This window comes from Sphingobium rhizovicinum (assembly GCF_042647625.1).
Taxonomy (GTDB): domain Bacteria; phylum Pseudomonadota; class Alphaproteobacteria; order Sphingomonadales; family Sphingomonadaceae; genus Sphingobium; species Sphingobium rhizovicinum.
This window is the reverse complement of record NZ_JBHRVU010000004.1, coordinates 910247-935800: the sequence shown is the minus strand read 5'-3', so window position 1 is coordinate 935800 and position 25554 is coordinate 910247. Positions and strand designations below refer to the sequence as shown.

At 64.7% G+C, this 25554-nt stretch carries 26 protein-coding genes; 10 read left to right on the top strand and 16 right to left on the bottom strand.

Going from position 1 to position 25554, the window contains the following annotated elements; translation table 11 throughout:
- The first annotated feature begins 25 nt into the window (after nucleotides 1-25).
- On the top strand, nucleotides 26-436 hold the full coding sequence (locus ACFOKF_RS05950; RefSeq protein ID WP_311269140.1) for a MerR family transcriptional regulator: 411 nt from the start codon (nucleotides 26-28) through the stop codon (nucleotides 434-436).
- Between the two features lie 47 nt (nucleotides 437-483).
- Nucleotides 484-2286, top strand: a complete 1803-nt coding sequence (locus tag ACFOKF_RS05945) for an acyl-CoA dehydrogenase C-terminal domain-containing protein (protein WP_380793969.1) — start codon at nucleotides 484-486, stop codon at nucleotides 2284-2286.
- A 69-nt stretch (nucleotides 2287-2355) separates the two neighbouring features.
- Here the strand turns inward: ACFOKF_RS05945 and ACFOKF_RS05940 are convergent, their stop codons facing one another.
- Nucleotides 2356-2505 (bottom strand): hypothetical protein, encoded by a 150-nt coding sequence (locus ACFOKF_RS05940; protein WP_380793967.1) that lies wholly within the window; start codon nucleotides 2503-2505, stop codon nucleotides 2356-2358.
- 211 nt (nucleotides 2506-2716) lie between these two features.
- Between ACFOKF_RS05940 and ACFOKF_RS05935 the strand changes: the two genes are divergently transcribed.
- Complete coding sequence (locus tag ACFOKF_RS05935; RefSeq protein WP_380793965.1) at nucleotides 2717-4009, top strand: amino acid permease; 1293 nt, start codon at nucleotides 2717-2719, stop codon at nucleotides 4007-4009.
- Between the two features lie 142 nt (nucleotides 4010-4151).
- On the opposite strand, the gene dnaJ is transcribed toward ACFOKF_RS05935, so the two are convergent.
- Nucleotides 4152-5297 carry a molecular chaperone DnaJ gene (gene dnaJ, locus ACFOKF_RS05930; RefSeq protein WP_380793963.1) on the bottom strand — a complete coding sequence of 382 codons (1146 nt, stop codon included), beginning with the start codon at nucleotides 5295-5297 and terminating at the stop codon, nucleotides 4152-4154.
- A 65-nt stretch (nucleotides 5298-5362) separates the two neighbouring features.
- A complete protein-coding gene (dnaK, locus tag ACFOKF_RS05925) occupies nucleotides 5363-7261 on the bottom strand; it encodes a molecular chaperone DnaK (RefSeq protein ID WP_298394576.1) in 1899 nt (632 codons plus the stop codon).
- A 171-nt stretch (nucleotides 7262-7432) separates the two neighbouring features.
- Between dnaK and ACFOKF_RS05920 the strand changes: the two genes are divergently transcribed.
- Both ACFOKF_RS05920 and ACFOKF_RS05915 read left to right on the top strand, forming a co-directional pair.
- Entirely contained in the window at nucleotides 7433-7900 is a 468-nt protein-coding gene (locus ACFOKF_RS05920) for a copper chaperone PCu(A)C (RefSeq protein ID WP_380793961.1), read from the top strand.
- A 20-nt stretch (nucleotides 7901-7920) separates the two neighbouring features.
- Nucleotides 7921-8391 carry a vgr related protein gene (locus ACFOKF_RS05915; RefSeq protein WP_380793959.1) on the top strand — a complete coding sequence of 157 codons (471 nt, stop codon included), beginning with the start codon at nucleotides 7921-7923 and terminating at the stop codon, nucleotides 8389-8391.
- 21 nt (nucleotides 8392-8412) lie between these two features.
- Here ACFOKF_RS05915 and ACFOKF_RS05910 read toward each other — a convergent pair whose 3' ends face one another.
- Entirely contained in the window at nucleotides 8413-9729 is a 1317-nt protein-coding gene (locus ACFOKF_RS05910; protein ID WP_380793957.1) for a hemolysin family protein, read from the bottom strand.
- A gap of 149 nt (nucleotides 9730-9878) precedes the next feature.
- On the opposite strand from ACFOKF_RS05910, the gene ACFOKF_RS05905 reads away from it, so the two are divergent.
- The gene (locus ACFOKF_RS05905; RefSeq protein ID WP_380793955.1) at nucleotides 9879-10559 is read left to right on the top strand and encodes an OmpA family protein; all 681 of its coding nucleotides are present in this window, start codon (nucleotides 9879-9881) and stop codon (nucleotides 10557-10559) included.
- A gap of 161 nt (nucleotides 10560-10720) precedes the next feature.
- Here ACFOKF_RS05905 and ACFOKF_RS05900 read toward each other — a convergent pair whose 3' ends face one another.
- From ACFOKF_RS05900 to ACFOKF_RS05845, 12 genes are all read right to left on the bottom strand, one after another.
- Nucleotides 10721-11341 (bottom strand): MarC family protein, encoded by a 621-nt coding sequence (locus ACFOKF_RS05900; protein WP_380793953.1) that lies wholly within the window; start codon nucleotides 11339-11341, stop codon nucleotides 10721-10723.
- Nucleotides 11338-11994: a YybH family protein gene (locus ACFOKF_RS05895; protein WP_380793951.1), complete on the bottom strand. Its 657-nt coding sequence runs from the start codon at nucleotides 11992-11994 to the stop codon at nucleotides 11338-11340. Before ACFOKF_RS05895 ends, ACFOKF_RS05900 begins: the two co-directional genes overlap by 4 nt.
- Nucleotides 11991-12887 carry a bifunctional methylenetetrahydrofolate dehydrogenase/methenyltetrahydrofolate cyclohydrolase FolD gene (gene folD / locus ACFOKF_RS05890; protein WP_380793949.1) on the bottom strand — a complete coding sequence of 299 codons (897 nt, stop codon included), beginning with the start codon at nucleotides 12885-12887 and terminating at the stop codon, nucleotides 11991-11993. The genes ACFOKF_RS05895 and folD overlap by 4 nt, the downstream gene beginning before the upstream one ends.
- Nucleotides 12884-13201, bottom strand: coding sequence for a DUF167 domain-containing protein (locus ACFOKF_RS05885; protein ID WP_380793947.1), 318 nt, complete (start codon nucleotides 13199-13201; stop codon nucleotides 12884-12886). Before ACFOKF_RS05885 ends, folD begins: the two co-directional genes overlap by 4 nt.
- Nucleotides 13202-13203: 2 nt before the next feature.
- On the bottom strand, nucleotides 13204-13488 hold the full coding sequence (locus ACFOKF_RS05880) for a YggT family protein (RefSeq protein WP_298394473.1): 285 nt from the start codon (nucleotides 13486-13488) through the stop codon (nucleotides 13204-13206).
- A gap of 124 nt (nucleotides 13489-13612) precedes the next feature.
- Nucleotides 13613-14179, bottom strand: coding sequence for a DUF1993 domain-containing protein (locus tag ACFOKF_RS05875; protein ID WP_380793945.1), 567 nt, complete (start codon nucleotides 14177-14179; stop codon nucleotides 13613-13615).
- Nucleotides 14180-14221: 42 nt separating this feature from the next.
- Nucleotides 14222-15139 (bottom strand): acetylglutamate kinase, encoded by a 918-nt coding sequence (gene argB / locus ACFOKF_RS05870; protein WP_380793943.1) that lies wholly within the window; start codon nucleotides 15137-15139, stop codon nucleotides 14222-14224.
- A gap of 27 nt (nucleotides 15140-15166) precedes the next feature.
- Nucleotides 15167-15799 carry a queuosine precursor transporter gene (locus ACFOKF_RS05865; protein ID WP_298394464.1) on the bottom strand — a complete coding sequence of 211 codons (633 nt, stop codon included), beginning with the start codon at nucleotides 15797-15799 and terminating at the stop codon, nucleotides 15167-15169.
- A 64-nt stretch (nucleotides 15800-15863) separates the two neighbouring features.
- Nucleotides 15864-17387, bottom strand: coding sequence for a Ppx/GppA phosphatase family protein (locus ACFOKF_RS05860; RefSeq protein ID WP_380793941.1), 1524 nt, complete (start codon nucleotides 17385-17387; stop codon nucleotides 15864-15866).
- Between the two features lie 6 nt (nucleotides 17388-17393).
- Nucleotides 17394-19532 (bottom strand): RNA degradosome polyphosphate kinase, encoded by a 2139-nt coding sequence (locus ACFOKF_RS05855; protein WP_380793940.1) that lies wholly within the window; start codon nucleotides 19530-19532, stop codon nucleotides 17394-17396.
- A gap of 3 nt (nucleotides 19533-19535) precedes the next feature.
- Nucleotides 19536-20174, bottom strand: coding sequence for a chromosomal replication initiator DnaA (locus ACFOKF_RS05850; RefSeq protein ID WP_380793939.1), 639 nt, complete (start codon nucleotides 20172-20174; stop codon nucleotides 19536-19538).
- Nucleotides 20171-21451 (bottom strand): heavy-metal-associated domain-containing protein, encoded by a 1281-nt coding sequence (locus ACFOKF_RS05845; protein WP_380793937.1) that lies wholly within the window; start codon nucleotides 21449-21451, stop codon nucleotides 20171-20173. Before ACFOKF_RS05845 ends, ACFOKF_RS05850 begins: the two co-directional genes overlap by 4 nt.
- Before the next feature lie 257 nt (nucleotides 21452-21708).
- Between ACFOKF_RS05845 and purM the strand changes: the two genes are divergently transcribed.
- The 4 genes from purM to ACFOKF_RS05825 all read left to right on the top strand — a co-directional run bounded on the left by purM (nucleotide 21709) and on the right by ACFOKF_RS05825 (nucleotide 25512).
- Entirely contained in the window at nucleotides 21709-22803 is a 1095-nt protein-coding gene (gene purM, locus ACFOKF_RS05840; protein ID WP_380793936.1) for a phosphoribosylformylglycinamidine cyclo-ligase, read from the top strand.
- Between the two features lie 102 nt (nucleotides 22804-22905).
- On the top strand, nucleotides 22906-23856 hold the full coding sequence (gene purN / locus ACFOKF_RS05835) for a phosphoribosylglycinamide formyltransferase (RefSeq protein WP_380793935.1): 951 nt from the start codon (nucleotides 22906-22908) through the stop codon (nucleotides 23854-23856).
- A 213-nt stretch (nucleotides 23857-24069) separates the two neighbouring features.
- Complete coding sequence (locus ACFOKF_RS05830) at nucleotides 24070-24360, top strand: LysR family transcriptional regulator (RefSeq protein WP_380793934.1); 291 nt, start codon at nucleotides 24070-24072, stop codon at nucleotides 24358-24360.
- A gap of 225 nt (nucleotides 24361-24585) precedes the next feature.
- The gene (locus tag ACFOKF_RS05825) at nucleotides 24586-25512 is read left to right on the top strand and encodes an ABC transporter ATP-binding protein (protein WP_380793932.1); all 927 of its coding nucleotides are present in this window, start codon (nucleotides 24586-24588) and stop codon (nucleotides 25510-25512) included.
- Nucleotides 25513-25554: the final 42 nt, after the last annotated feature.

The window sequence follows — 25554 nt, the reverse complement described above, 5'->3', positions numbered from 1 at the left end:
CGTAAAGCGGGATTACATCGGTCATATGAACACGCGCAGCAGCATCGCCGGCATCGAATTGCCCGACCATAGCGAACGGCAGAGCTACACGATCACCGACCTGTCCGAGGAGTTCGGCGTCACTGCACGCGCGCTGCGTTTCTATGAAGATGAAGGGTTGATCTCGCCCGAACGGCAGGGTCTGGCCCGCATCTATTCGCGCCGCGACCGTGCCCGTCTGGCGTGGATATTGCGCGGCAAGCGGGTGGGTTTCAGCCTGACCGAGATTCGCGAGATGATCGACCTTTATGACGCGGACGAGGCGCATGAAGAGCAGCGTCGCGTCACCGTGGACAAGTGCAAGGCGCGGATCGACCTGCTGACCCGCCAGAAGGATGACATCGACGCTGCCATTGCCGAACTGGCCAGCTTCGTTGCCGCCATCGAACAACAATAATCCCCCTCCCCCAACCGGGGCATTTAAAGAATAATCAGGAGAAGATCATGCCCAGCTATGCCGCCCCCGTCCGTGACACCCGCTTCGTGCTGGACCATATCGTCGGGCTGGACCGGTATGCCAACCTGCCCGGTTTCGAAAACGCCACGCCCGATCTGGTCGAAGCGATCCTGACCGAAGGCGGCAAGATGGCGGCCGAAATACTGTTCCCGCTGAACGCTGTGGGCGACAAGGAAGGCTGCACCCGGCACCCCGATGGCAGCGTAACGACGCCGACCGGCTTCAAGGCAGCATTCGACCAGTTCGTCGCGGGCGGTTGGACCACCATCCACGGCCCGGCGGAATTTGGCGGACAGGGCCTGCCCAGCGTGCTGGCGACGGCGGTGGACGAATATGTGCTGTCGGCCAATCAGGCGTTTGAAATGTATCATGGCCTGACTGCCGGTGCGGTCGCCGCGCTGATCGCTAAGGGCAGCGCCGAACTGCAACAGCGCTATATCCCCAAGATGGTGTCGGGCGAATGGACCGGCACGATGAACCTGACCGAGCCGCATTGCGGCACCGATCTGGGCCTCATCAAGACCAAGGCCGTGCCGCAGGCCGACGGCAGCTTCAGCATCACCGGCACGAAGATTTTCATTTCGGCGGGCGAGCATGATCTGGCCGACAATATCATCCACCTGGTTCTGGCCAAGACGCCCGATGCGCCCGAAGGCAGCAAGGGTATTTCGCTGTTCGTGGTGCCCAAATTCTTCGTGGGCGACGATGGCGTGCCGGGCGACCGTAACGCCGTGTCCTGCGGGTCGATCGAACATAAGATGGGCATCCATGGCAATGCCACCTGCGTCATGAATTATGACGGTGCGACCGGCTGGATCGTGGGTGAGGAGAATAAGGGTCTGGCCGCGATGTTCATCATGATGAACGCGGCGCGGCTGGGCGTGGGCCTGCAAGGGCTGGGTCAGGCGGAGATCGCGTTCCAGAACGCCGTCCACTATGCGAAGGATCGCCGTCAGGGCCGTGCGCTGACCGGGCCGAAGGAGCCGAACGAGAAGGCCGACACGCTGTTCGTCCATCCCGATGTGCGCCGGATGCTGATGGAAGCCAAGGCGATGACCGAAGGGCTGCGCGCGCTGATCCTGTGGACGGCGTTGCAGGTCGACCTGTCGCATCATGCCGCGACCGAGGAAGAGCGTCAGGCAGCCGACGATCTGCTCCAGCTGCTGACCCCGGTGGTCAAGGGCTATGGCACCGATCGCGGCTTCGATGTGGCGGTGGCCTGCCAGCAGGTATTTGGCGGCCACGGATATATTTGGGAAAATGGCGTGGAGCAATATGTCCGCGACGCGCGCATCGCCCAGATTTACGAAGGCACCAATGGCGTGCAGGCGATGGACCTTGTCGGCCGCAAGCTGCCGATGAATGGCGGCCGGGCGCTCCAGTCCTTCCTGAAAATGGTGGCGGAGGAAGTCGCCACCGCCAAGGCGGACGAGACGCTGGCGCCGATCGCCGAAGCGCTGGAAAAGGCCAGCGGCCAGCTGGGCGCGGCGACCATGTGGCTGATGCAGAACGCCATGAAGAACCCCGAACATGCCGGGGCCGGCGCGCATCACTATATGCACATCCTGGGCATCGTTGCGACGGGCCTGATGTGGCTGCGCATGGCCAAGGCCGCCACCGCGCTGATCGCGGCGGGGGAAGGCGACGCCAAATATCTGGAAGCCAAGCTGGTGACGGCGCGTTTCTTCGCCGAACGGGTCATGCCCGATGCCGGATCGCTGCGCCGCAAGATCGAAGGCGGCGCCGATGCGCTGATGGCGCTGGACCCGGATATGTTCCTGGCGGCCTGATCGGGCCGACTGGAACGATAGTCATGCAAGGGGCGGCTTCCAAAAGGACAGCCGCCCTTTTTGCAATGATCAGGCGGCCAGCGGCAGCGCTTCTTCGATCGGGATCGGGGTGACGTCGTCCGCGACCGGCGTCTTGGTCTTGTTCAGCGCGGCGATGTACCGTTCGGCAGACACGACATCACGGCGATAGGCGAAATAGAGCGACAGCAGGGAAAACATTGTACAGCCTCGATTGGGGTTATTTGCTGCGTTGCAGCATCGCAGCCTATCTGGGCTTTGGCGGCGCTTTTCGCAAATGCAATGAAATCGAACGCGATTGCAGGAAATGGAAGTTGGCGTGGGAAAAGGCCGTTTCCCCTCCCGTAAGCGGGAGAGGAATAGGTTGGCGGCTCCCCTAGCAATCCGCCGCCTGCGCCGGTAGCATTCCGGTATGAATGACAATCCCAACGGGGCCGGGGCCGGCTCCTCTTCCCGCACCCTGGGTCTGGCCGCCTGCATCGCGCTGGTGATGGGCAATATGATCGGGTCGGGCGTGTTCCTGCTCCCCGCGTCGCTCGCCCCGTTCGGCTGGGATGCGGTGGCGGGATGGGTGTTCACCATCGCCGGGTCGCTGGTGCTGGCCTTCGTCATTGCGCGGCTGACCGTGGCCATGCCGGACGCCAATGCATCGCAGATGATCGCGCGGGCCTATGGGCCGCTCGCCGGCTTTGCGATCGGGTGGATTTACTGGCTGTCGATCATCATCACCAATGTCACCATCGCCGTCGCCGCGACCGCGAACCTGAGCAGCGTGCTGCCTGCGCTGGCGAAGCCGGGCGTGGGGGCGGTCTGCTCCATCGCCTTTCTCTGGGCGATGACGGGCATCAACCTGATCGGCGCGCGGGCGGCTGGCATGACGCAGATCGGCACGACGATCATCAAGCTGATCCCGATCGCGGTCGTGCTGGTGCTGCTGGTGATTGTGCTGGGCAGTGGCGAGGCGCAGGTCGCCCCCTTCCCCGCGCAGGGGCTGACGGGCGCTGGCATCACCGCATCGGCCGCGCTGACGCTATGGGCGCTGCTGGGCTTTGAATCGGCCAGCGTCGCGGCGGACAAAGTGCGCGATCCGGCGCGCACCATCCCGCGCGCCACGCTGATTGGCACGGCGGCGACCGGCCTTATCTATCTGCTTGTCTGTTCCGGCATCGCGCTGACCCTGCCGGCGGCGGAGACGCAGACCGGATCGCCCTTTGCCGCGTTCGTCAGCCATTATTGGTCGCCCGGCCCCGCCAGCTTCATCGCGATCTTCGTGGTGATCAGCTGCCTTGGCGCGCTCAATGGCTGGACGCTGTTGCAGGGGGAGGTGCCGCTGGCGATGGCGCGGGCCGGCGAACTGCCGCGCTGGCTGGCTGCGACGGACGCCAAGGGGACGCCGGTGCGCGGGCTGATCCTGTCGACAATGCTAGCCAGCCTGATGCTGGTGGCGAACAGTTTGCAGGGTCTGGTGGCGCTGTTCACCGCCATGGCGCTGCTGGCGACGTCGGCGACGCTGTGGCTTTATGTCGGCTGCGCGCTGGCGAGCCTGCGGTTCCGGCTGGTGGTGCCCGCAGCGGTCATCGGGCTGGGCTATGCGCTCTGGACGCTATGGGGCGCGGGTGTCGTGGCCAGCGGATCGAGCATCCTGCTAATGCTGGCGGGCCTGCCCTTCTACTGGTGGGCGCGGCAGGGGCGGAACGTCCAGTAAATCACCCGTTCGGTTCGAGTAGCCCCTTCGACTGCCTGCAAGGCAGGCGCTCAGGACAGGCTTCGAGCGAAGCCGAGAAGGCGTATCGAGAACAGTTCTCGACAAGCTCGAACCGAACGGAGGTTAGGCTAAGGGGGGAGGATCAATCTCCCCACAATTCCTTGAGCTTGGCGAAGAAGCCGGTCGATTGCGGGCATTCCTCGCCGGTTTCCGTCTCGCGGAAGGCTTCGAGCAATTCCTTCTGCTTGGCCGTCAGCTTGGTCGGCGTTTCGACATCGACCTGGATGACCAGATCGCCCTGTCCGCGACCGTTCAGCACGGGCATGCCCGCGCCGCGCTGGCGGATCTGCTTGCCCGACTGGATGCCGGTCGGGATCTTGATCTCATGCCGTGAGCCGTCGAGGCCCGGCACTTCGATCACGCCGCCCAGCGCCGCCGTCGTGAAGCTGACCGGCGCACGACAGAACAAGGTCGTGCCATCGCGCTCGAAAATCGCGTGCCGCTTCACATGCAGGAAGATGTAGAGATCGCCCGCCGGTGCGCCACGCGCGCCAGCTTCGCCTTCTCCGGTCAGGCGGATGCGGGTGCCCTCATCGACGCCAGCGGGGATCGTGACCGACAAGGTCTTGGGCTTGTCGACGCGCCCTTCGCCACGGCAGGAGCGGCAGGGGCTTTCGATCACCTGCCCTGCGCCATGGCAGGATGGACAGGTGCGTTCGACCACGAAGAAGCCCTGCTGCGCGCGGACCTGACCATGGCCGGCGCAGGTGCCGCAGGTCTTGACCCCGGTGCCGGGCTGCGCGCCAGATCCGTCGCACGCATCGCAGGCAGCCGATACGTCGATCGCAATCTCGGTCTTCTTGCCATGATAGGCTTCGTCGAGCGTGATTTCCATGTCGTAGCGCAGGTCCGCGCCGCGGCGCTGCTGCTGACGCCCGCCGCCCTGTCCGCCAAAGCCGGACTGGCCGAAAATCGTCTCGAAAATATCGCCAAGGTCGGAAAAGCCGCCCGCGCCGCCGCCACGGAAACCGCCGCCGCCACCGCCGCCCGACTGGGCATTGGTATAAGCCGCATGACCATAGCGATCATAGGCCGCGCGCTTTTGCGGATCCTTCAGGCATTCATAGGCTTCGGACACGGCCTTGAACTTGGCCTCGCTGTCGGTGCAGCCCCCGGTCCGGTCCGGGTGATATTTCATCGCCAGCTTGCGATAGGCGCTCTTGAGCGCTGCGCCATCTGCGGTGCGCTCGACTTCGAGCAGCTCGTAATAATCAACTTCGGTAGTCATAGAGGCCCCCGCCCGCTTCGCCCGTCACTGGCACCTGTAGCGCAATGACGGGCGATGGGCATAGCTTACGCCTTGTTGTCGTCCACTTCGGAGAATTCGGCGTCGACGACATCGTCGTCCGCCTTGGGCGCGTCGGCGCCCGGAGCCGCCGCATTGGCCTGCTCCTTCTCGTAAATGGCCTGGCCCAGCTTCATGGCGACCGTGGCGAGTTCCTGCGCCTTGGCCTTCATCGCTTCGGCGTCGCCGCCCTCGATCGCGGTCTTGGTTTCGGCGATCGCGGCTTCGATTTCGCCCTTCAGCGATGCGTCGACCTTGTCGCCATGTTCGGCCAGCTGCGCTTCGGTCGTGTGGACCAGGCTTTCGGCGTTGTTCTTGGCTTCGGCCGCTTCGCGACGCTTCTTGTCGTCTTCGGCAAAGCGTTCGGCATCCTTGACCATCTGGTCGATGTCGGAGTCCGAAAGGCCGCCCGACGCCTGGATGCGGATCTGCTGTTCCTTGCCGGTGCCCTTGTCCTTGGCGGACACATTGACCAGACCGTTGGCGTCGATGTCGAACGTGACTTCGATCTGCGGCACGCCGCGCGGTGCGGGCGGGATGCCGAGCAGGTCGAACTGGCCGAGGATCTTGTTGTCCGCCGCCATTTCACGCTCGCCCTGGAACACGCGGATCGTCACCGCCTGCTGATTGTCGTCGGCGGTCGAATAGACCTGCGACTTCTTGGCGGGGATGGTGGTGTTGCGATCGATCATGCGGGTGAACACGCCGCCCAGCGTTTCGATGCCCAGCGACAGCGGGGTCACGTCGAGCAGCAGCACATCCTTGACGTCGCCCTGCAGCACGCCCGCCTGAATGGCGGCGCCCATGGCGACGACTTCGTCCGGGTTCACGCCGGTATGCGGTTCCTTGCCGAAAAATTCCTTCACGGCTTCGCGCACCTTGGGCATGCGGGTCATGCCGCCGACCAGAACGACTTCGCTGATCTCGCTGGCCGAAACGCCTGCGTCCGCCATCGCTTTCTTGCACGGTTCCATCGTGCGCTTGATGAGGTCCGCCACCAGGCGTTCCAGATCGGCGCGGGTGATGGTCTTCACCAGATGCTTGGGACCATTTTGGTCGGCGGTGATGAAGGGCAGGTTGACTTCGGTCGTCTGCGCGCTGGACAGCTCGATCTTCGCCTTTTCAGCGGCTTCCTTCAGACGCTGGAGGGCCAGCTTGTCCTTGGTCAGGTCAATGCTTTCCGCCTTCTTGAAGTCGGCAGCCAGATATTCCACCAGCTTGGCGTCGAAATCTTCGCCGCCCAGGAAGGTGTCGCCATTGGTCGACTTCACTTCGAACACGCCGTCGCCGATTTCGAGGATCGAAATGTCGAAAGTGCCGCCGCCAAGGTCATAGACGGCGATGGTCTTGCCGTCCTGCTTGTCGAGACCATAGGCCAGCGCAGCCGCGGTCGGCTCGTTGATGATGCGCAGCACTTCAAGGCCCGCAATCTGGCCGGCGTCCTTGGTCGCCTGACGCTGGGCGTCGTTGAAGTAGGCGGGAACGGTGATGACCGCCTGCGTCACGGTTTCGCCGAGATAGGATTCCGCGGTTTCCTTCATCTTCTGAAGGATGAAGGCGCTGATCTGCGACGGGCTATACTGCTCGCCACCGGCCTTGACCCAGGCGTCGCCATTCGGACCCTTGGCAATGTCATAGGGGACGAGTTCCATGTCCTTCTGGGTCATGGGATCGTCGAAGCGGCGGCCGATCAGGCGCTTCACCGCGAAAATCGTGTTGTCCGGGTTGGTGACTGCCTGGCGCTTGGCCGGCTGACCGATCAGACGTTCGCCATCCTTGGCGAAGGCGACGATCGAGGGGGTGGTGCGCGCCCCTTCCGCATTTTCGATGACCTTGGGCTTGCCGCCGTCCATCACGGCAATGCAGCTGTTGGTGGTGCCCAGATCGATCCCGATAACTTTTGCCATCTCTTCCTCTTGTAACCCCAAATATTCAGCGGTTGACGGCCCAATACCTCACTAAAGCGCCAAGGCAAGGCCGGTTTGCACTGGGGGATATAGGCGCGCTTTCGCTTGGCACAAGGATCGGGCGCGATTAGTCATGACCTGACCGGAAACGAGACAGTCATGGAGTGTCCGATGCGTGCGCCCTTTATCCTTTTCGCGCTGGCCGCGCCGCTGGCGCTCAATGCCTGCGGCGACCCTGCGCCATCCTATGTCGATCAGGCCTGGGTGCGGCTGTCCCCCAACAAGGATGCGCCGTCTGCCGGCTATTTCGTCGCCCATGGCGGCGACGCGGGCACGCAATTGCGCGGCGTGATGACCGACTATGCGCTGAAGGTCGAAATGCATGAAACGGTGAGCAAGGACGGCATGACCACGATGCAGGCGATCGACAGCGTCGATATTCCGGCCAAGGGTCAGGTTGCCTTTGCGCCGGGCGGCAAGCATCTGATGATCTTCGGCGTCAACGATACGGCGATCAGCCGGGGCAAGATGCAGATGACGTTCCTGATGGCCAATGGCGACCGGCTGCTGGTGGATGCGGTGATCCGCAAGCCCGAAGGCGCGGCCGATCCCAAGCCCGCAGACAACGCCGCCCATTGATCCGCCCCCTACGCCCATCCATGACCGCCGCCGACCCCGCGCGCCCGCTGTCCGCCGCTGAAATTGCAATGGCGCGCGGCATGTTCGGCGACGCGATCGATTATGGCGCGGTCCGGATCGTCCGGCGCAAATGGGCCTTTTTCCAGCCCCGCACCGTTACGATGGCGCCGCGCGGCGCCATCCATTTCCACCCGCGCGGCGACGCCTATTGCGATTGTTTCGCCAGCGCCGATCGCTCCTGGCAGGGGCATCTGATTCATGAACTGGTGCATGTCTGGCAATATCAACAGGGCGTGAACCTGATCCTGCGCCGGCACCCCTTTTGCCGCTACAGCTATACGATCAGGCCCGGCTGGACGCTCGATCGCTACGGGATCGAACAACAGGCGGAAATCGTCCGCCACGTCTTTCTGCTGCGTCAGGGCGCGACCATAGCGGGCGCCCCGCCCTTGCCGACGCTGGAAAGCATCCTGCCCTTCCGGCCGGGGTAATTCCGGACGGAGCCCCCGCCATCAGCGCGCGCTGATCAGCAGCTTGTCGATCTTGCGCCCGTCCAGATCAACAATCTCGAACCGCCAGCCCTGATCCTCGGCATAATCGCCCACTTCGGGCAGGCGCCTGAGCAGCCACAACACATGGCCCGCCACGGTCGCATAATCGCGGTCGTCGGACAGGTTGATGTCGATCCGTTCGGCCAACTGGTCGATCGGCATCTGGCCGGACACGATCAGGCTGCCATCTTCCCGCTCCACCACATCCGGCTCGTCATAGGCGTCGCGGTCGGACGCGAAATGGCCGGCGATGGCGGACAGAAGGTCGGCCGGGGTCACGATCCCTTCGAAATGGCCATATTCGTCATGAACCATCACCATCGGCACATCGGAACGACGCAGCACTTCCAGCGCATCCATGGCGTCGACCTGATCGGGCACTACCTCCGCCTTGCGCATCAGCGATTCCAGGTTCAGCGGCTCGCCCCGGAACAGGGCGGTCATGATGTCGCGCGCCTGCACGATGCCGATCACATCCTCTACCGATCCGCGCCCGACCGGCAGGCGCGTATGCGGCGTGGCGAGCAGCTTGGCGCGAATCGTCTCTTCATCAGCGGCAATGTTGATCCAGTCGACATCCATGCGCTGGGTCATTACTTCGCGCACCGGCCGGTCGGCCAGCCGCACCACGCCGGAGATGATCGCGCGTTCGCTTTCCTCGATCACGCCCGACTTGCTGGCTTCCGCGACGATCAGGTGCAGTTCCTCGGCCGTGACATGATTTTCCGATTCGCGGGTCAGGCCCAGCGCCTTGAAGATCAGGCTGCTCGACGCATCCAGCACCCACACCACCGGCGCGGTGAGCTTGGCCAGCCAGAGCATCGGCGTCGCCACCAGCACCGCGATCAGTTCGGGCTGGCGCAGGGCGAACTGCTTGGGCACCAGTTCGCCGATGATCAGCGAGGCGTAGGTGGTCAGGCCGATGACGATCGCAAAGCCCAGATTTTCGGCGGTGTTGGGCGACAGGCCCAGCATTGCCAGCCGCTCGCCCGTCGGCCCGCCCAGACTGGCGCCCGAATAAGCGCCCGAAATGATGCCGATCAGGGTGATGCCGATCTGCACTGTGGACAGGAACTTGCCGGGATCGGCCGCCAGCGCCAGCGCAGAGCGCGCGCCCGACCGCCCGGCCTTCTCCATCGCCTGAAGGCGCGGCTTGCGGGCGGACACGATGGCCAGCTCCGACATGGCGAAGACGCCATTGATCGCGACAAGCGCCAATATGATGACAAGGTCTACCCAGGGAAAGGGCGTCGGATTGGGAGGGGGGATCGTGGCCATGGTGGTCAGTTTCCCCCTATAACCGCTAATCTTTCAATTTCACAACATCGGGATCATCACCAGTTCAGTTCGGTTGTGGAACAAACGAGTCAACTCGGCCATTGAGGGGGCATCCGCCCTGGCGGACGAGAAGACAAGGGAACAGGACAATGAGGATTTCCAATCGCATCATCGGCGCCGCAGGACTGGCCGCCATGCTGGCCACCACCGCCTGCACCACCGATCCGCAGACCGGACAGCGCAGCATTTCCAAGGCTGCGATCGGCGGCATCGGCGGCGCACTGGGCGGCTATCTGCTGGGCGATCTGGTCGGCGGCCGGCGCGACCGCACCGAAAAGATACTGGGCGCAGGGATCGGCGCAGTCGCGGGCGCGGGCATCGGCGCCTATATGGACGCGCAGGAACGCAAGCTGCGCGAACAGACCGCCGGCACCGGCGTCGACGTGATTCGCGATGGCGACAATCTGCTGCTGCGCATGCCCTCCGGCATCACCTTCGCCTATAACAAGGCGGACGTGCAGCCCCAGTTCCAGCCAACCTTGAACGAAGTCGCATCGGTTCTGGCGCAATATCCCAAAACCTACATCGACGTTCTGGGCCACACCGACAGCGACGGGTCGGACGCCTATAACCAGACTTTGTCCGAACGCCGCGCCCAGTCGGTCGCCGATTATCTGGTGGGCAAGGGCGTGCAGTCGGCCCGCCTCGCCACGCGCGGCTATGGCGAAAGCCAGCCGATCGCCTCCAATGCGACCGAAGAAGGCAAGGCCGCCAACCGTCGCGTCGAAATCAAGATCGCGCCAGTCACCGAAGGCGACGTCCGGGGTTAAATGTGAAGGTCAGGGCCTGTCCGGGAAGCGATTCCGGATAGGCTCTGCCTTTTGAGCATCGTGCTCCACCCATCTTCCGTTCGCTTCGAGCGAAGTCGAGAAGCCGATAGAGCCGCGCGAGCGTTTCTCGACTCCGCTCGAAACGAACGGATCAGATGACTTTAGAAGCTCGCCTTGATCCCGTCGATCACGAACTGCGCGGCCAGCGCGGCCAGCAGCACGCCCAGCAGGCGGGTGATGACCGCCTCGATCTTGCGCCCCAACAGCGCCATCAGCGGCCCGGCCGCCAGCAGCGATCCCAGCATCAGCGCCAGCGTCACCACCACCGCGCCCAGCACCACGCCGCGCTCCGCCATGCCATTGGCGCGCGACATCAGCAGCATGACCGTGGCGATTGATCCCGGCCCGGCGATCATCGGCATCGCCATGGGGAAAACCGACACATCCTCGACATGCGGTTCTTCGGTGCTGATCTTGTTCGCCCGGTCCTCGCGCCGCTGGGTCCGCTTTTCGAACACCATGTCCATTGCGATCATGAACAGCATGATGCCGCCGGCGATGCGGAAACTGTCGAGCGCAATGCCCAGCACGCCCAGCAACTGTTTGCCCCACAGGGCAAAGACCAGCAGGATCGCGGCGGCAATGCCCACCGCGCGGATCGCCATCGCCCGGCGCTGCGCCTGGCTCGCGCCCGCGGTCAGGCTGGCATAGATAGGCGCGCAGCCCGGCGGGTCGATCACCACGAACAGGGTGATGAAGGCGGAGAGGAACAGGGCTGTCATGATCCGGCCTTCACCTCATCATCAATCACGGTTTCATAGGTTTCGCCGATCCACATCTTCACGGTGACACGGCGGCTATTGTCGGCGGCAACATCGGCGCGCCACACCAGACTTTCGTCAGGCGGCGGCGCATCGCCCTTCCCCGGCTTGCCACCCGGCGCCGGCGGGCTGTCAGGCCGCGCCCCCCGCTTGCAGGTCGCGACCTTGCCGGTCAGAAATTCGGGCGCTTCCCGCGCCGTGGCCAGCGCGTCGCCATGGTCCATGATCCAGCGCCAGCGCCCCTTCTTGTCGCGCCGCCAGATCGTCGTGAAATAGCCGACCGATCCGTCCGGCCGTTTCCAGTTGCCGGTGCTGGCGGCCAGATTGCCGTCGCAGGAAACATAGACGATCGACGGCGACCAGCTGACCGACGCGGGCGGATCGGCCTGCTTGCGCAGCCAGTCCTGCGCCAGCACCTTTTGCGGCACGAACATCACCGCGTCATCGGCGGCGGTTTCGCGAAAGGCGGTCCATTGCCCCTTTTCCTGCGCCAGCCGGTTGAAGGCGATTTCCGCCGCGATCACGCTGCTGGGATCGGGCTGGAAACGCATCGGCGGCTTGGCGGCGACCAGCAGGATCGCCGCCGCAGCCAGCAGGGCCAGCCGCGCCTTCACAGGCCCTCAGGCTTCGCCAGCCCCGCGCGGGCATGGGCGGCGACCAAACTATTGCGCAGCAACACCGCGATCGTCATCGGCCCCACGCCGCCCGGCACCGGGGTAATGGCGCGGACATGGGCCAGCGCTTCGGCGGTGGCGACGTCGCCGACGATCCGGCTCTTGCCCTCTTCCTCGGTATCGGCGACGCGGTTGATGCCGACGTCGATCACCGTCGCGCCCGGTTTGATCCATTCGCCCTTGACCATTTCGGCGCGGCCCACGGCGGCGACAACGATGTCGGCGCGGTGGACGACGCTGGCCAGATCATGGGTGCGGCTGTGCGCGATCGTCACCGTGGCGTTTTCCGCCAGCAACAGCTGCGCCATCGGCTTGCCCACGATGTTGGACCGGCCCACGACCACCGCCTCAAGGCCCGACAGGTCGCCCAGCTCATCCTTCAGCAGCATGATGCAGCCCATCGGCGTACAGGGCACCAGCGCCTCCTGTCCCGTGGCAAGGCGGCCGGCATTGACGACATGGAACCCGTCCACATCCTTGGACGGATCGATCGCGGCGATCACGGCGGCTTCGTCGATATGCTTGGGCAACGGCAGCTGGACCAGGATGCCGTCGATCCGATCGTCCTGGTTCAGCTCCTCGATCAGGTCCAGCAGATCATCCTCGCCAATGCTGTCGGGCCGCTTGAATTCGAAGCTTTCCATGCCGACCGCGACGGTCATCTTGCCCTTGGAACGGACATAGACGCTGCTCGCCGGATCTTCGCCCACCAGCACCACGGCCAGACCCGGCTTGCGCCCGGCCTGTTCCACGAAGCCGGCGACGCCAGCCGCCACCTTGTCGCGCAGCCCCGCCGCAAACGCCTTGCCGTCGATAAGCTTGCCGATGGTCATGTCTTGTCTACCCAATGTTCGATGAGGGCGGTCAGGCGCGCCAGAGCATCGCCACCGCCGATAATACGCAACCGCTTTAGCCGGTTGGTGTCGCCTGATTCCAGCAAAATCGCGCCCTTGGGCCAATCCAGCCGCTTCGACAACAAAGCGATCAGCGCCGCATTGGCCCGGCCCTTTTCCGGCACGGCCCGCACGCGGGCGGCCAGCCACTGCGCGCCATGCGCATCGGTCCAGCCGCCGCCTATCTCTTCCTTCGCCGATCCCGGCGTCAACCGGACGCTCAGCAGCAGGTCGTCACCGGCCTGCGTCCACATGCTCACCCGAACATGAGCGGCGGCAGCAACACCTGCTGGATGATGACGATGCCCAGCAGGACGACCATCGGCGACAGATCGAGCGCGCCCAGATCGGGCATCACCCGGCGAATGGGGCGATAGATGGGGTCAGTGATCCGGTCGAGCGCATACATCACATTGCGCACCAGTTCATTGCCGGTGTTGACCACGTTGAACGCGATCAGCCAGCTCATGACGATCTGGATGACGATGATCCAACGAAGCACCGTCAACAGGATCATGAGGATTTGCGCGATCTGAACCATGAAGTCTCCGTCGATAATGCGGCCGCTCTAGCCGAGGGGACCACCCCGCCACAAGCAGGGAGCGGGGTAAATTCCACCAACGGCGGACATAATCGACCGGGGGCATCCCATGCCCCGCCCCCGTTCAGCCGGCGGGCAGCGTTCCCGGACGAATATGGGGGAACAGGTGCGCGACATAATCCGCCTTGCCCAGCTCCACGCCCTGCGCCCGCAAGATGGCGTAGGCGGTCATCACATGAAAATAAAACTGCCCCAGCGTCCAGTCGCGCGCATATTGCTCCGCCGTCAGGTCCAGAATGATGCCGTTGGGCAGGCTATGCGCGACCGGCGCATCGGCCGGCATGTCGAGCGCGCCGGGCTTCAGCGCCTCCAGCAGGGCAATGGTTTCCGCGATCCGCGCTCTGGCATCCTGCATCGAACCGGGCTGATCGCCGGCATTGCGCCCTTCGTTCAGCAGCACCTCCAGCGACGCGGGAAAGGCTTCGCCCTGCAACCGGCACATGGCCTCGCGCGCCTGAACGCAGGCAAAGCGAATCTGGGTCGACAGCGGAAACATGTCGGGCGCCAGCCGGGCCGACAACAGCGCTTCCGCATCCGCCGCCGGCAATTGCCCCTGCGCCTTGTCCAGCCAGCGCGACAGCGTGCCTAGCATTTGCACATAGGTCGGCACGAGCAGACTGGTCAGCGACATGCGCGCTCCTTCATTTTGCGTATCAGGGCTATTCAAGCGGGCTTATTTCCGCACCAGCGTACCGGCGCCGCGATCGGTGAAGATTTCCAGCAGCATCGCATGCGGCACCCGGCCGTCCAGGATGACGGCGGCGTCCACCCCGCCCTCGACCGCGCGGACGCAGGTTTCCAGCTTGGGGATCATCCCGCCGCTGATCGTGCCGTCGGCCTCCAGCCCATGGATGGCGTCAGGGTCCAGATCGGTCAGCAACTGGCCCTGCTTGTCCAGCACGCCGGCCACATCGGTCAGCAGGAAGAAGCGCGACGCCTTCAGTTCGGCGGCAATCGCGCCGGCCATGGTGTCGGCATTGACATTATAGGTATGGCCATCGGTGCCGATGCCGACCGGCGCGATGACCGGGATGATGCCGTTGTTCGCCAGCGTATCGAGGATGGAGCGATCAACCGACACCGGATCGCCAACGAAGCCCAGATCGACATTGCGCTCGATCCCCGAATTGGGGTCCGCCTCGCGCTTGCCCAGCACCTTTTCGCACAGGACCAGGCCGCCATCCTTGCCCGAAATGCCGACCGCGCGGCCGCCCGCGCCGGCGATCCAGCCGACGATTTCCTTGTTGATCGATCCGGCCAGCACCATTTCGGCGATCTTGGCGGTTTCCGCGTCGGTCACGCGCAGACCGCCGACAAACTGCGATTCGACGCCCAGCTTCTTGAGCATCGCGCCGATCTGCGGCCCGCCGCCATGGACGACGACGACATTGATGCCTACCGCCTTCATCAGCACGACATCTTCGGCGAAATCGCGCGCCGCTTCCGGGTCGCCCATGGCATGGCCGCCATATTTCACGACGAAGGTCTTGCCGGCATATCGCTGCATATAGGGCAGCGCCTCGACAAGGGTTTCGGCCTTCGCGAGGAGCGCGGGATCGGGGGCGTGCTTGCTGTTCATGCGCGCGCGCATAAGACTAAAGGCGCGCCTGGGCAAGTTTTAGCGGTCGAATCGCCGTCCCAAGGATACCGCCAGCGCAATCAACGGCGGCACCAGGATGATCGACAGGATCACCTTGGTAATCATCTGCCCGATCATCAGGTCCAAAATCGGCCGTTCGCCAAGGAAAGATATGGTGATGAACAGCAATGTGTCGACAATCTGCGACACCACGCTGGCGATCATCCCGCGCAGCCAGACCAGCTTGCCCTCGCCCCGCGACAGTTTGGAAAAGATGAAGACGTTCAGCGTCTGCGACGTGCCATAGGATATCAGCCCCGCCAGCATCATGCGCGATCCCTGACCCACCACGATCGGGAAAGCGTCCACCGCCGGCGGATACATGCCCGGATCATGCGGCAGCGCGATGACGATATGGATCAGCGCGGCCGACACCAGCAGCGGCACAAAGCCCAGCCGCACCAGCCCGGTCGCCACCTTCTCGCCATGCAGTTCCGACACCGCGCTCGACAACACGACCAGCAACAGGAAGGCGAAGATGCCCGCCTCCACCGCCAATGGACCCAGCGCCACCTGCTTCACGCCCAGCACGCCCGCCATGCAGACCATGCCGCCATAGAGGATGGAAAAGATGAAGAGCGAGCGGCTGATGGGCGTGGGCGCGGAAGTCATCGACCGCCCTTACCGAACATTACGCGCCGGGGAAAGATACGAACAACGAAGCCCGCGGCCTTGGCTATCCCTGATCGCCCATCAGCTGATATTTGACGCCCATGGCCTGCGCCAGATTGCGCAGCCGACGCTCCACCGCCTCGCCATACAAATCGGCATCTTCCCCCCGCATATGCAGGTCGATGCGATCGCCGCGATGGCTGAGCGAGGATATGGCCAGCGGCGCCTCGACCCCGCCCGACAGGCGCTGGGCCAGCCGGATCGCCAGCCCCCACAACACCGCCCGGCGCAGTTCGTCGGGCTTCGCCAGCCGGTCCAGCCCCAGCGGCGCGGTCAGCCCGCCGCCAAAATGGGTATGCAACGCCTGCCCCAGCATCGCCCGCTCGGTCGCGGTAATGCCCACCCAATTGCTGTGGAGCGCAATCTCCACGCCGCGTTCGGCCCGGAAATCGGGGTTTGCGCGCCAGCTGACATCGGCCAGCAGACAGGCGGCGCGGCGGATGCGGCGGCTGGCGGCGTCATCGTCGGGGAAAAGCGGCGCGATCCAGCGGTCGATGCGATCGCCATGACCGCGGAAGCGGGCCTGCGCCTCCCCTTCCGCTTCGGCCGCGACCAGCAGCGGATCATGCGCGCGAATATCGTCGGGCAGCGCTTCGAACAACAAGCCTTCTCGCAGGCCATAGGCTGATACGATCAGCCGCGTCGATTTGAGCTTGCGCACCACCACTGACAGCAAGGCGGTTGCATCGGGCATGGTGGGCACGCGCGATCCGGTCATGGCCGGCACCTGTTTCAGCCGGGCGCGATCGACATGCGACACGATCCGGGCCAACTGCTCGGCGCGCGCCGCGCTCATCTCATATTGATGCACCACCGGCAGCGGAAAGCTGGTCAACTGCATGTCGAACCGCGCCAGCGCGCGCCATGATCCGCCCACCAGATAGAAGGGCAGGCCCGGTTCCGGCTTCCATCCCGCCTTTTCCAGCATCTGCGTGACGGTGCGCTCCAGCGCGCGCGGCCCCTTGGCCCGGATCTGCGGCAGGCGCAGCACGCCCAGCGGCAGCGAAATCGTCTGTTCGACCCGGCCGTTGCGGATGCGCGCCAGTTCCAGGCTGCCGCCGCCCAGATCGCCGACGATGCCGTCCGCTTTGGGAATGCCCGACAGCACGCCCATCGCCGCGCCGATTGCTTCCTGCGCGCCCGACAGCAGCTCGACCGTCAGGCCCATCTCTTTCGCGCGGGCGATGAAATCCGCGCCATTGGTGGCGTCCCGCACCGCTGCGGTCGCGACGCAGCGAATGTCCGTCACCTTCATCGCCCGGCACAGATGCGCAAAGCGCCCGACCGCGCGCAGCCCGCGCTCCATGGCTTCCGGCTCGATCGCCCCGGTTTTCGCCAGTGACGCGCCCAACCCCGCCATCACCTTTTCATTGAACAGGATGAAGGGGATGCGGCGCGGCCCGTCATACACCACCAGGCGCACGCTGTTGGACCCGATGTCGATGATCGCGGTGCGCGCATGGGCCGGTTCGGGCGACGTCGCCATGGTTTCGGCGACGGCACGAACGCGGCTCAACATCGAATTCATCGCCGGTCAGACCTTTCCGCGCAGGCGCAGCGTGGGCACCGCTTCATTGTCGAAGGCCGCACCGCGCCCGGACAGCGACGGGTTGGTCATGAAATAACGATGCAGGTTGAACGGCTTATCGCCCGGCTCCAGCCGCGTGTACAGGCCGTCGCTGTCCAGCGACCAGCTTTGTTCGGTATCGATCAGATTGGCGACCATCACCTGATCGAGAATCTGGTCATGCACCGTCTCATTTTCCACCGGGGCCAGATATTCGACCCGCCGGTCGAAGTTGCGCGGCATCCAGTCGGCCGAGCTGATATAGACTTTCGCGCCATTATTGGGCAGCGCCTTGCCATTGCCGAACACCGCGATGCGGCTATGCTCCAGGAACCGGCCGACGACCGATTTCACGCGGATATTTTCCGACATGCCCGGCACGCCGGGCCGCAGGCAGCAAATGCCGCGAATGATAAGGTCGATCTGAACGCCTGCATTGCTGGCCGCATAGAGTTTCTCGATGATCGCCGGGTCGACCAGACTATTCATCTTGGCCCAGATGGTTCCCGGACGACCGGCGCGGACATGCTCTATTTCCGCGTCGATGCAGGCGCACAGCGTATCGCGCAGGTTGCGGGGCGACATGACCAGCTTTTCCAGCCTCTGCGGTTCGACATAGCCGGTGATGTAATTGAACAGCGCGGCGGCATCGCGACCATAAGACGGATCGGCGGTGAAGAAGCTCAGGTCCGTATAGATGCGCGCGGTGATCGGATGATAATTGCCGGTGCCGAAATGGCAGTAGGTGCGGAACTGGTCGCCTTCGCGCCGCACCACCATCGACACCTTGGCATGGGTCTTCCAGTCGATGAAGCCATAGACCACCTGCACGCCCGCGCGCTCCAGCGCGTCGGCCCACATCAGATTCTGTTCCTCGTCGAACCGCGCCTTGAGTTCCACGACCGCCGTAACCGACTTGCCGGCTTCCGCCGCGTCGATCAGCGCACGGATCACCGCCGATTGCTTGCCCGCGCGATAGAGGGTCTGCTTGATCGCCACGACATCGGGGTCCGACGCCGCCTGCTTCAGGAAGGATATGACGACGTCGAACGCCTCATAGGGATGATGGACGACAATGTCCTTGGCCCGGATCGCCGCGAAACAGTCGCCGCCATATTCGCGGATACGCTCGGGGAAGCGGGGAACATAGGGTTCGAACTTCAGGTCGGGTCGGTCCGCGTCGACAATGCCGGACAGGTCGCCAATGCCGATGAAGCCCTCCACCTCGACCACGATCGCCTCATGGCCCTGCAGCATGTCCTGCAACATCTCCTCGACCGGCTCGGGGATGCGCTCTTCAATCTCCATGCGGATCACGCGGCCGCGCCGGCGGCGCTTGATGGCGCTGCGGAAGTAACGGACCAGATCCTCCGCCTCTTCCTCGATTTCGATGTCGCTGTCGCGGATGATGCGGAACACGCCGCTGTTGCGCACCCGGTATCCGGGAAACAGGTCGGCCGAAAAACGCCGGATCACCGCCTCCAGCGCCATATAGCGCATCGGCTCGCCGGGTATCCGCACGAACCGGGGCAGCGACGACGGCAACATCACCAGTTCGCGGATCGGCTGCTTGTCGGACAATCGCTCCAGATCGAAGACGATCGACAGCCCCTGATTGGGGATGAAGGGGAAGGGATGCGCGGGATCAAGCGCCTGCGGCGTCAGGATCGGGAAAATCTGCGTCAGGAAATGGTCGCGCAGCCAGTTGGCGCAGGGATAGTCCATCTCCGCCGCCGGCCCGATCACTTCGATGCCCACCTGCGTCAGTTCACCGTGCAGCGCGCCCCACACCTTCTGCTGCGCGCGCATCAGTGCGGCGGTGGTGTCGGTGATCGCGCCCAGCTGCTGCGCCGGGGTCAGTCCGTCGGCGGAGCGCAGGTCGACATCCTGCAACTGCTGCCCTTTCAGCCCCGCCACTCGGACGGAGAAGAATTCGTCCAGGTTCGCGCCGGAAATCGACAGGAAGCGCAACCGCTCCAGCAGCGGATGGGCGCGGTTCATCGCCTCTTCCAGCACCCGCTGGTTGAACGCCAGCCAGGACAGTTCGCGGTTGAAATAGCGGTCGCTGGCGGGGGCCAGGATGGCGATGGGATCGGCTTCGGCCACGGATTACTCGCGCTGGTCGGTGGATGGATCGGGCGGGACTATAGGCAAAAATCCTGCGGATTGCAGGGTCTCTTTCGCCATTGCGACCGAAATCTTACGACCCGATGACAGCGCCGCCACATCCAGCAGCCGCGTCACCTCCGCAATCGCCCCATAACGATGCTCCACCCGGCGCAGCAGCCAGTCGGGCACATCGGGCGCATAATGGGCGCCCGCCAGGTCGAAGGCGCGGCAGATCAGCGCGCGCGCCAGCGCTTCGTCCGGCTCCTCGATCGCGACATGGGGCGCGGCCGTCAGACGCGATCGCAGGTCGGGCAGCGCCACGGTCCAGCTGGCCGGCGCGGTGCGGCCGATCATCAGCAGCGGGCGGCGGCTCGTCTGCGCGTCATTCCAGGCATGAAACAGGCGATGCTCGTCGCTGCCCTGCGCATCGTCGATGATCTCGCCGCCACTCATCTGCGCGAAATGGCCGGCCAGCGTCGACCGGCCCGACAGCGGCGGCCCGGTCAGCACGCTCACCGACAGCGGCCAGTCGCGCCAGCGCTCCAGATGCGCGACGGCAAGACGGTTGGCGTCGCTGACCAGGAAATCGCCCGCGCCCGCGCCGCCATGCCAGTCGAAGGGCAGGCTGATCTGGCTCATTGCGACGGCGGGGTCGCCTGTCGCCGCGTGATCCGCAGCGTGGCGCCGGATACCGCCACCTGATAACCCCGCGCCTGCAATCCGGCGCGCAGCATGTCCGCCGTGCCGTCGAAGCTGACCTGCATGACCGATGTGCCGCCCAGCGCCAGGCTGCTCGTCAGGGCCGACCGCACGCCCGGAATGGACCGCAGCGTCGATTCGCCCGCGCCCACCGATCCGACGTCGGGCGTATCGAACTGGATCGCGAAGCTGGTGACGCCCGCCGCCGGGGCGGTCGGCGCATCGATCGCCTCGATCGGCGCATCGACCGCATTCTCGATCGCCAGCGCGTCGGGATCGACCGGCTCCTCGATGATCAGCGACGGGTCGGGCCGCAGGCGACCATCATTGAGCGCGCGGATATAAAGTTCATCGATCCGCCGTGCGCCTTCGTCCATCATCTGGGCGATGCCGCTGTCGTTGGACGCACGCAGCGTCACGCTGCCGATCAGCGCATTGTCCGGGCCATAGCGCGCGGTGAAGGTGCCGGTCACGGGACCGCCCGGATAGGCGCGGTCCAGCCGCGCAATCGGGATCACCACATCGGCCGCGCCATATTGATCGAGCAGCACGCGCCACCACAGACGACCGCGCCGCCCGGTCTGGCCGGCATTCAACAGGATCGGATCGGCGATCGATCCGGCCACGCGCACATAGTCGATCGCGCTGTCCCCGGTGCGGTAACGCGCCCACGCCTTCTGCCACTCGTTGATCCGCTCATAGGATACGGCTGAACCGCCATCCCACATCACCGGAATCACCAGCAAGGGCGGCGACCGCATCACATTGCCCGATACGCCCAGCAACTGGCCCGTCCGCGCGCGGTCGAACAATATGCCCAGCGTCGCGACATAGCGATTGGGACCATTTTGCTCATATTCGACCTCGATGCCGGAAATCATCGCCTCCAGCTGCGAATCGGACAGGGCCGGCGCGCCGCCGCCGCCATGCGTCCGCTGCCACAGCATCCGCCACGCCTGCCGCTGCGCCATGCGCCAGCCGGCATAGCGGGCGCTGTCGGCATCCTTGGCATAGACGTCGACCTTGACCCCGCGCACCTCGAAATCGCCGCCGCTGGCGATCGGCGGCACGCCGCGCTCCCCCTCCATCTGCGCGAACAGCGCCGCAGCCGCGAGGCCCAGCGCAATGGCGATAAGGATCTGGACGGGCCGCGAGAGCAGCCGCGAGAACTGGCGCAGGACGGCTGCGGGGCGGGAAAGGGTCTGGCTCAGGCTCACGGGCGCCCTTTTGGCGGCAATTGCCCGTGATGCCAAGCGTCAAGGCGCGACTTATCCCCAGCTAAGAAATCGGTGTTGGCAATAGGTGCGCCCGGCGCGCGCCTTTCTGCGTTCGGGCTGAGCCTGTCGAAGCCCCGCCCCTGAATGAAGCCGGATAAGGAAGAACAGCCCTTCGACAGGCTCAGGGCGAACGGAGATGTGGGTTAGGGCGGCGCGAAACTCGACATTCGACCGTTTCGACCGTAGAGCGCAGCCTCATGAGCGACAACGAATCCTACAGCTACGCCAAGGCTGGCGTCGACATCGCCGCCGGCAACGCCCTTGTCCGTGCCATTGCGCCCCTGGCCAAGGCCACCCGCCGCCCCGGCGCCGACGCCGAACTGGGCGGTTTTGGCGGCTTTTTCGACCTCAAGGCCGCTGGCTATGACGACCCGTTGCTGGTCGCCGCCAATGATGGTGTCGGCACCAAGCTGAAGCTGGCTATCGACCATGATCGTCATGACGGCGTGGGCATCGATCTCGTCGCCATGTGCGCCAACGACCTGATCGTGCAGGGCGCCGAACCGCTCTTCTTCCTCGACTATTACGCCACCGGCAAGCTGGAGTCGGGCGTGGCCGAACGGGTCATCGCCGGCATCGCCGAAGGTTGCCGCATCGCCGGCTGCGCGCTGATCGGCGGCGAAACCGCCGAAATGCCGGGCATGTATAGCGATGGCGACTATGACCTTGCCGGCTTCTGCGTCGGCGCGGTGGAGCGGTCCAAGGCGCTGACCGGCAATCGGGTGAAGGCCGGCGACGTGCTGATCGGCCTCGCTTCTTCGGGCGTGCATTCGAACGGCTTCTCGCTGGTCCGTCGCCTCGCCGCCGACAAGGGCTGGAAGCTCGACCGCCCGGCGATCTTCGACAATGAAGTGCTGCTGATCGACGCGCTGATGGCCCCCACGAAAATCTACGTGAAGAGCCTGCTGCCGCTGGTCCGCGCCGGCATGATCAATGCCCTTGCCCACATCACCGGCGGCGGTCTGCTGGAAAATATCCCCCGCGTCCTGCCCGACGGCGCGCACGCCACGGTCGACGCCGACGCCTGGCCCCAGCCGCGCCTGATGGCCTTCCTCCAGGCGCAGGGCAATATCGAGCCGCAGGAAATGGCGCGCACCTTCAACTGCGGCGTCGGCATGGTGCTGGCCGTGGATGAAACCCATGTCGCCGCCGTCACCAAGGCGCTGGAGGATGCGGGCGAAACCGTGTTCCGCATCGGCGCGGTGGAAGAAGGCGAAAAGGGCTGCACCGTCAAGGGCAGCGCAGAGACCTGGAGCGCCAAGGCCGACTGGTCCGCCACGCATCTGGGTTAGGCAATCAGAATTTTCCGTTCGCCCTGAGCCTGTCGAAGGGCCGTACTTCTCTTTATGGAAAGAGCAGGGCTTCGACAGGCTCAGCCCGAACGGAGTTTTCAAATGGCCAAAGCAAAAGTCGGCGTCCTGATTTCCGGCCGTGGCTCGAACATGGCGGCGCTGCTCTATGCGGCCAAGGCCGACGACTGCCCCTATGAGATCGTGCTGGTCGCCGCCAACGATCCCGACGCGCCCGGCCTCGCCCTCGCCGCCGCCGAGGGCATCCCGACCTTCGGCCAGAGTCACAAAGGCCTCAAGCGCGCCGAATTCGACCGCATCATCGACGCGCAACTCCGCGAAGCCGGCGCGCATTATGTCGCGCTCGCCGGCTATATGCGCCTGCTCTCGCCCGAATTCGTGTCCGGCTGGGAAAATCGGATGCTCAACATCCACCCCAGCCTGCTGCCCAAATATAAGGGCCTCGACACCCATCAGCGCGCGATCGACGCGGGCGACAGCCATGCCGGCTGCTCGGTGCATATCGTCACCGCGCAGCTGGACGACGGCCCGGTGCTGGGCCAGACGCCCGTCGCGATCCTGCCCGGCGACACCGAAGACAGCCTCGCCGCCCGCATCTTGATCGCCGAGCATCAGCTTTATTCCCGCACCCTCGCCAGCTTCGTCACCCGCGAGCGCCAGCCCGACTGGCTGCTGAACAAGGTGCGCGAAGCCGCGCTCGCCCTGCCGCAGGCGGACGAGATCGTCTCGCACGGCATGCCCTGTTTCGGCATCGTGAAGGGCAGGAAATTCGCCTATTTCACCCGCGACCATCATGGCGACGGCATCATCGCCGTGCTGGTGAAGACCACCGCGCCAGAAGAACAGGCAACGCTGATGGAAGCGGACCCGGAACGCTATTACCGCCCCGCCTATTTCGGCACCGACTGGGTCGGCATCCGCCTCGACCTGGGCGATACCGACTGGGATCATATCGCCGACCGCCTCCGCGCCAGCTGGCGCCAGATCGCGCCGAAAAAGCTGCTCGGCCTCATGGATACCGCCGACCAGTTTTGAAGGTGTAGCGAACAACAAGGCGGCTTCCTCGCATAAGCCCCTCCCTTTCAAGGAAGGGATTGGGGCGAGTGCGAGCGAAGCGAGCCAGCGACCTGTCAAGGACGGCGCTGCCCCGCTCCCCCTGGAACGGGAGGCGAGAAGATAAGGCTGCTTCCGATCGCGGTCCGTCACCTCCGCTGTCCTACACGCGCCTTTTCTGATCCATCCTTGCAGATGGAACAGCACCCCCTCCCCAATCCGCCCCATCCTGCAAACCGCCACGCCCGCTGGACGCCCGCCAGACAGCGACTCTTCCTCGCCGCCCTGCTCGAATATGGCAGCGTCGGCCGAGCCGCGCAGGCGGCGGGCATGTCCCGCTCCAGCGCCTATCGACTGCGCGAACGCCTGCCCGGTACAAGCTTCGATCGCGCCTGGACCCGTGCGATGGCGCTGCACGCCGCGCAACTGGCCGATCCCTTCGCGCCACCGGCGCTCCGCCAGCCAAATCCGCGCCACCCCCAATGACCGTCCGTCCCTATTCCGTTCCCTTTCTGTCGCACCGATGTCGCGCGCATGTCGCCCCGATGTCGCCTCCCCGTCGCCTTCCTGTCGCGTCGCTGTCGTCTTTCTGCCGCGAAAGCGTCGCGTTGGGCCGAAACGGGCCGACGACATCGTGAACTTCGGCTGTCACGTCGAAACAGGGTCATCCCCTCTTTCTTTCCCCCGCTTCGATCCCCATAGAGATCAGCCATGACCGACAGCCACGCCCCCGCCATCGAGATCCGCAACCTCACCAAAGTCTATAAGGGCGGCAAGCGCGCGCTCGACGGGATCAACCTTACCATCCCGCGCGGCCAGATTTACGGGCTGCTCGGCCCCAATGGCGCGGGCAAATCGACCACGATCAACATTCTGGCCGGCATGGTGAACAAGACGGCCGGCGATGTCAGCATCTGGGGCTTCGACATCGACGCGCACCCGCGCAACGCGAAGAACTCGATCGGCATCGTCCCGCAGGAAATCGTCTTCGACCCCTTCTTCACCCCGTTCGAAACGCTGGAAAATCAGGCCGGCTTCTATGGTGTGCCCAAGGGCAAGCGGCGGTCGATGGAGTTGCTGCGCGCGGTCCATCTGGACGACAAGGCCAACGCCTATGCCCGCACCCTGTCAGGCGGCATGAAGCGCCGCCTGCTGGTGGCCAAGGCGATGGTGCACAGCCCGCCAATCCTGGTGCTGGACGAGCCGACCGCCGGCGTCGACGTGCAACTGCGCCAGCAATTGTGGGAATATGTGCGCGAACTCAACGCCATGGGCGTGACGATCGTGCTGACCACCCATTATCTGGAGGAAGCCGAAGAGCTGTGCGACCGCATCGGCATCATCAACCATGGACAGGTCATCACCGACAAACCGACCCGCGAATTGCTGGCGATGGCGCAGGAAAAGGTGGTGCAGGTGACGGTCGACCGCGACGTGACGGTCGCGCCTGACGCGCCCTGTTTCGAAAAGGTCGAACTGTCGGGCGAACGCACGCTCACCATCACCTATATGAAGGACCGCGCCAATGCCGGGCAGGTGCTGAGCGCCGTGCAGGCCAGCGGCCTTTCCATCGTCGACGTGGTCACGCGCGACCCCGATCTGGAGGATGTCTTCCTCAACCTGACCGCGGCGGCTTAGCAACTTCCGTTCGGTTCGAGCTTGTCGAGAACCGTCGCGCGC

Coding starts and splice junctions, on each gene's coding strand:
- ACFOKF_RS05950 (WP_311269140.1), top strand. CDS start 26: ATGAACACGCGCAGCAGCATCGCCGGCATCGAATTGCCCGACCATAGC.
- ACFOKF_RS05945 (WP_380793969.1), top strand. CDS start 484: ATGCCCAGCTATGCCGCCCCCGTCCGTGACACCCGCTTCGTGCTGGAC.
- ACFOKF_RS05940 (WP_380793967.1), bottom strand. CDS start 2,505: ATGTTTTCCCTGCTGTCGCTCTATTTCGCCTATCGCCGTGATGTCGTG.
- ACFOKF_RS05935 (WP_380793965.1), top strand. CDS start 2,717: ATGAATGACAATCCCAACGGGGCCGGGGCCGGCTCCTCTTCCCGCACC.
- dnaJ (WP_380793963.1), bottom strand. CDS start 5,297: ATGACTACCGAAGTTGATTATTACGAGCTGCTCGAAGTCGAGCGCACC.
- dnaK (WP_298394576.1), bottom strand. CDS start 7,261: ATGGCAAAAGTTATCGGGATCGATCTGGGCACCACCAACAGCTGCATT.
- ACFOKF_RS05920 (WP_380793961.1), top strand. CDS start 7,433: ATGCGTGCGCCCTTTATCCTTTTCGCGCTGGCCGCGCCGCTGGCGCTC.
- ACFOKF_RS05915 (WP_380793959.1), top strand. CDS start 7,921: ATGACCGCCGCCGACCCCGCGCGCCCGCTGTCCGCCGCTGAAATTGCA.
- ACFOKF_RS05910 (WP_380793957.1), bottom strand. CDS start 9,729: ATGGCCACGATCCCCCCTCCCAATCCGACGCCCTTTCCCTGGGTAGAC.
- ACFOKF_RS05905 (WP_380793955.1), top strand. CDS start 9,879: ATGAGGATTTCCAATCGCATCATCGGCGCCGCAGGACTGGCCGCCATG.
- ACFOKF_RS05900 (WP_380793953.1), bottom strand. CDS start 11,341: ATGACAGCCCTGTTCCTCTCCGCCTTCATCACCCTGTTCGTGGTGATC.
- folD (WP_380793949.1), bottom strand. CDS start 12,887: ATGACCATCGGCAAGCTTATCGACGGCAAGGCGTTTGCGGCGGGGCTG.
- ACFOKF_RS05885 (WP_380793947.1), bottom strand. CDS start 13,201: ATGTGGACGCAGGCCGGTGACGACCTGCTGCTGAGCGTCCGGTTGACG.
- ACFOKF_RS05880 (WP_298394473.1), bottom strand. CDS start 13,488: ATGGTTCAGATCGCGCAAATCCTCATGATCCTGTTGACGGTGCTTCGT.
- ACFOKF_RS05875 (WP_380793945.1), bottom strand. CDS start 14,179: ATGTCGCTGACCAGTCTGCTCGTGCCGACCTATGTGCAAATGCTAGGC.
- argB (WP_380793943.1), bottom strand. CDS start 15,139: ATGCGCGCGCGCATGAACAGCAAGCACGCCCCCGATCCCGCGCTCCTC.
- ACFOKF_RS05865 (WP_298394464.1), bottom strand. CDS start 15,799: ATGACTTCCGCGCCCACGCCCATCAGCCGCTCGCTCTTCATCTTTTCC.
- ACFOKF_RS05860 (WP_380793941.1), bottom strand. CDS start 17,387: ATGAATTCGATGTTGAGCCGCGTTCGTGCCGTCGCCGAAACCATGGCG.
- ACFOKF_RS05850 (WP_380793939.1), bottom strand. CDS start 20,174: ATGAGCCAGATCAGCCTGCCCTTCGACTGGCATGGCGGCGCGGGCGCG.
- purM (WP_380793936.1), top strand. CDS start 21,709: ATGAGCGACAACGAATCCTACAGCTACGCCAAGGCTGGCGTCGACATC.
- purN (WP_380793935.1), top strand. CDS start 22,906: ATGGCCAAAGCAAAAGTCGGCGTCCTGATTTCCGGCCGTGGCTCGAAC.
- ACFOKF_RS05830 (WP_380793934.1), top strand. CDS start 24,070: ATGGAACAGCACCCCCTCCCCAATCCGCCCCATCCTGCAAACCGCCAC.
- ACFOKF_RS05825 (WP_380793932.1), top strand. CDS start 24,586: ATGACCGACAGCCACGCCCCCGCCATCGAGATCCGCAACCTCACCAAA.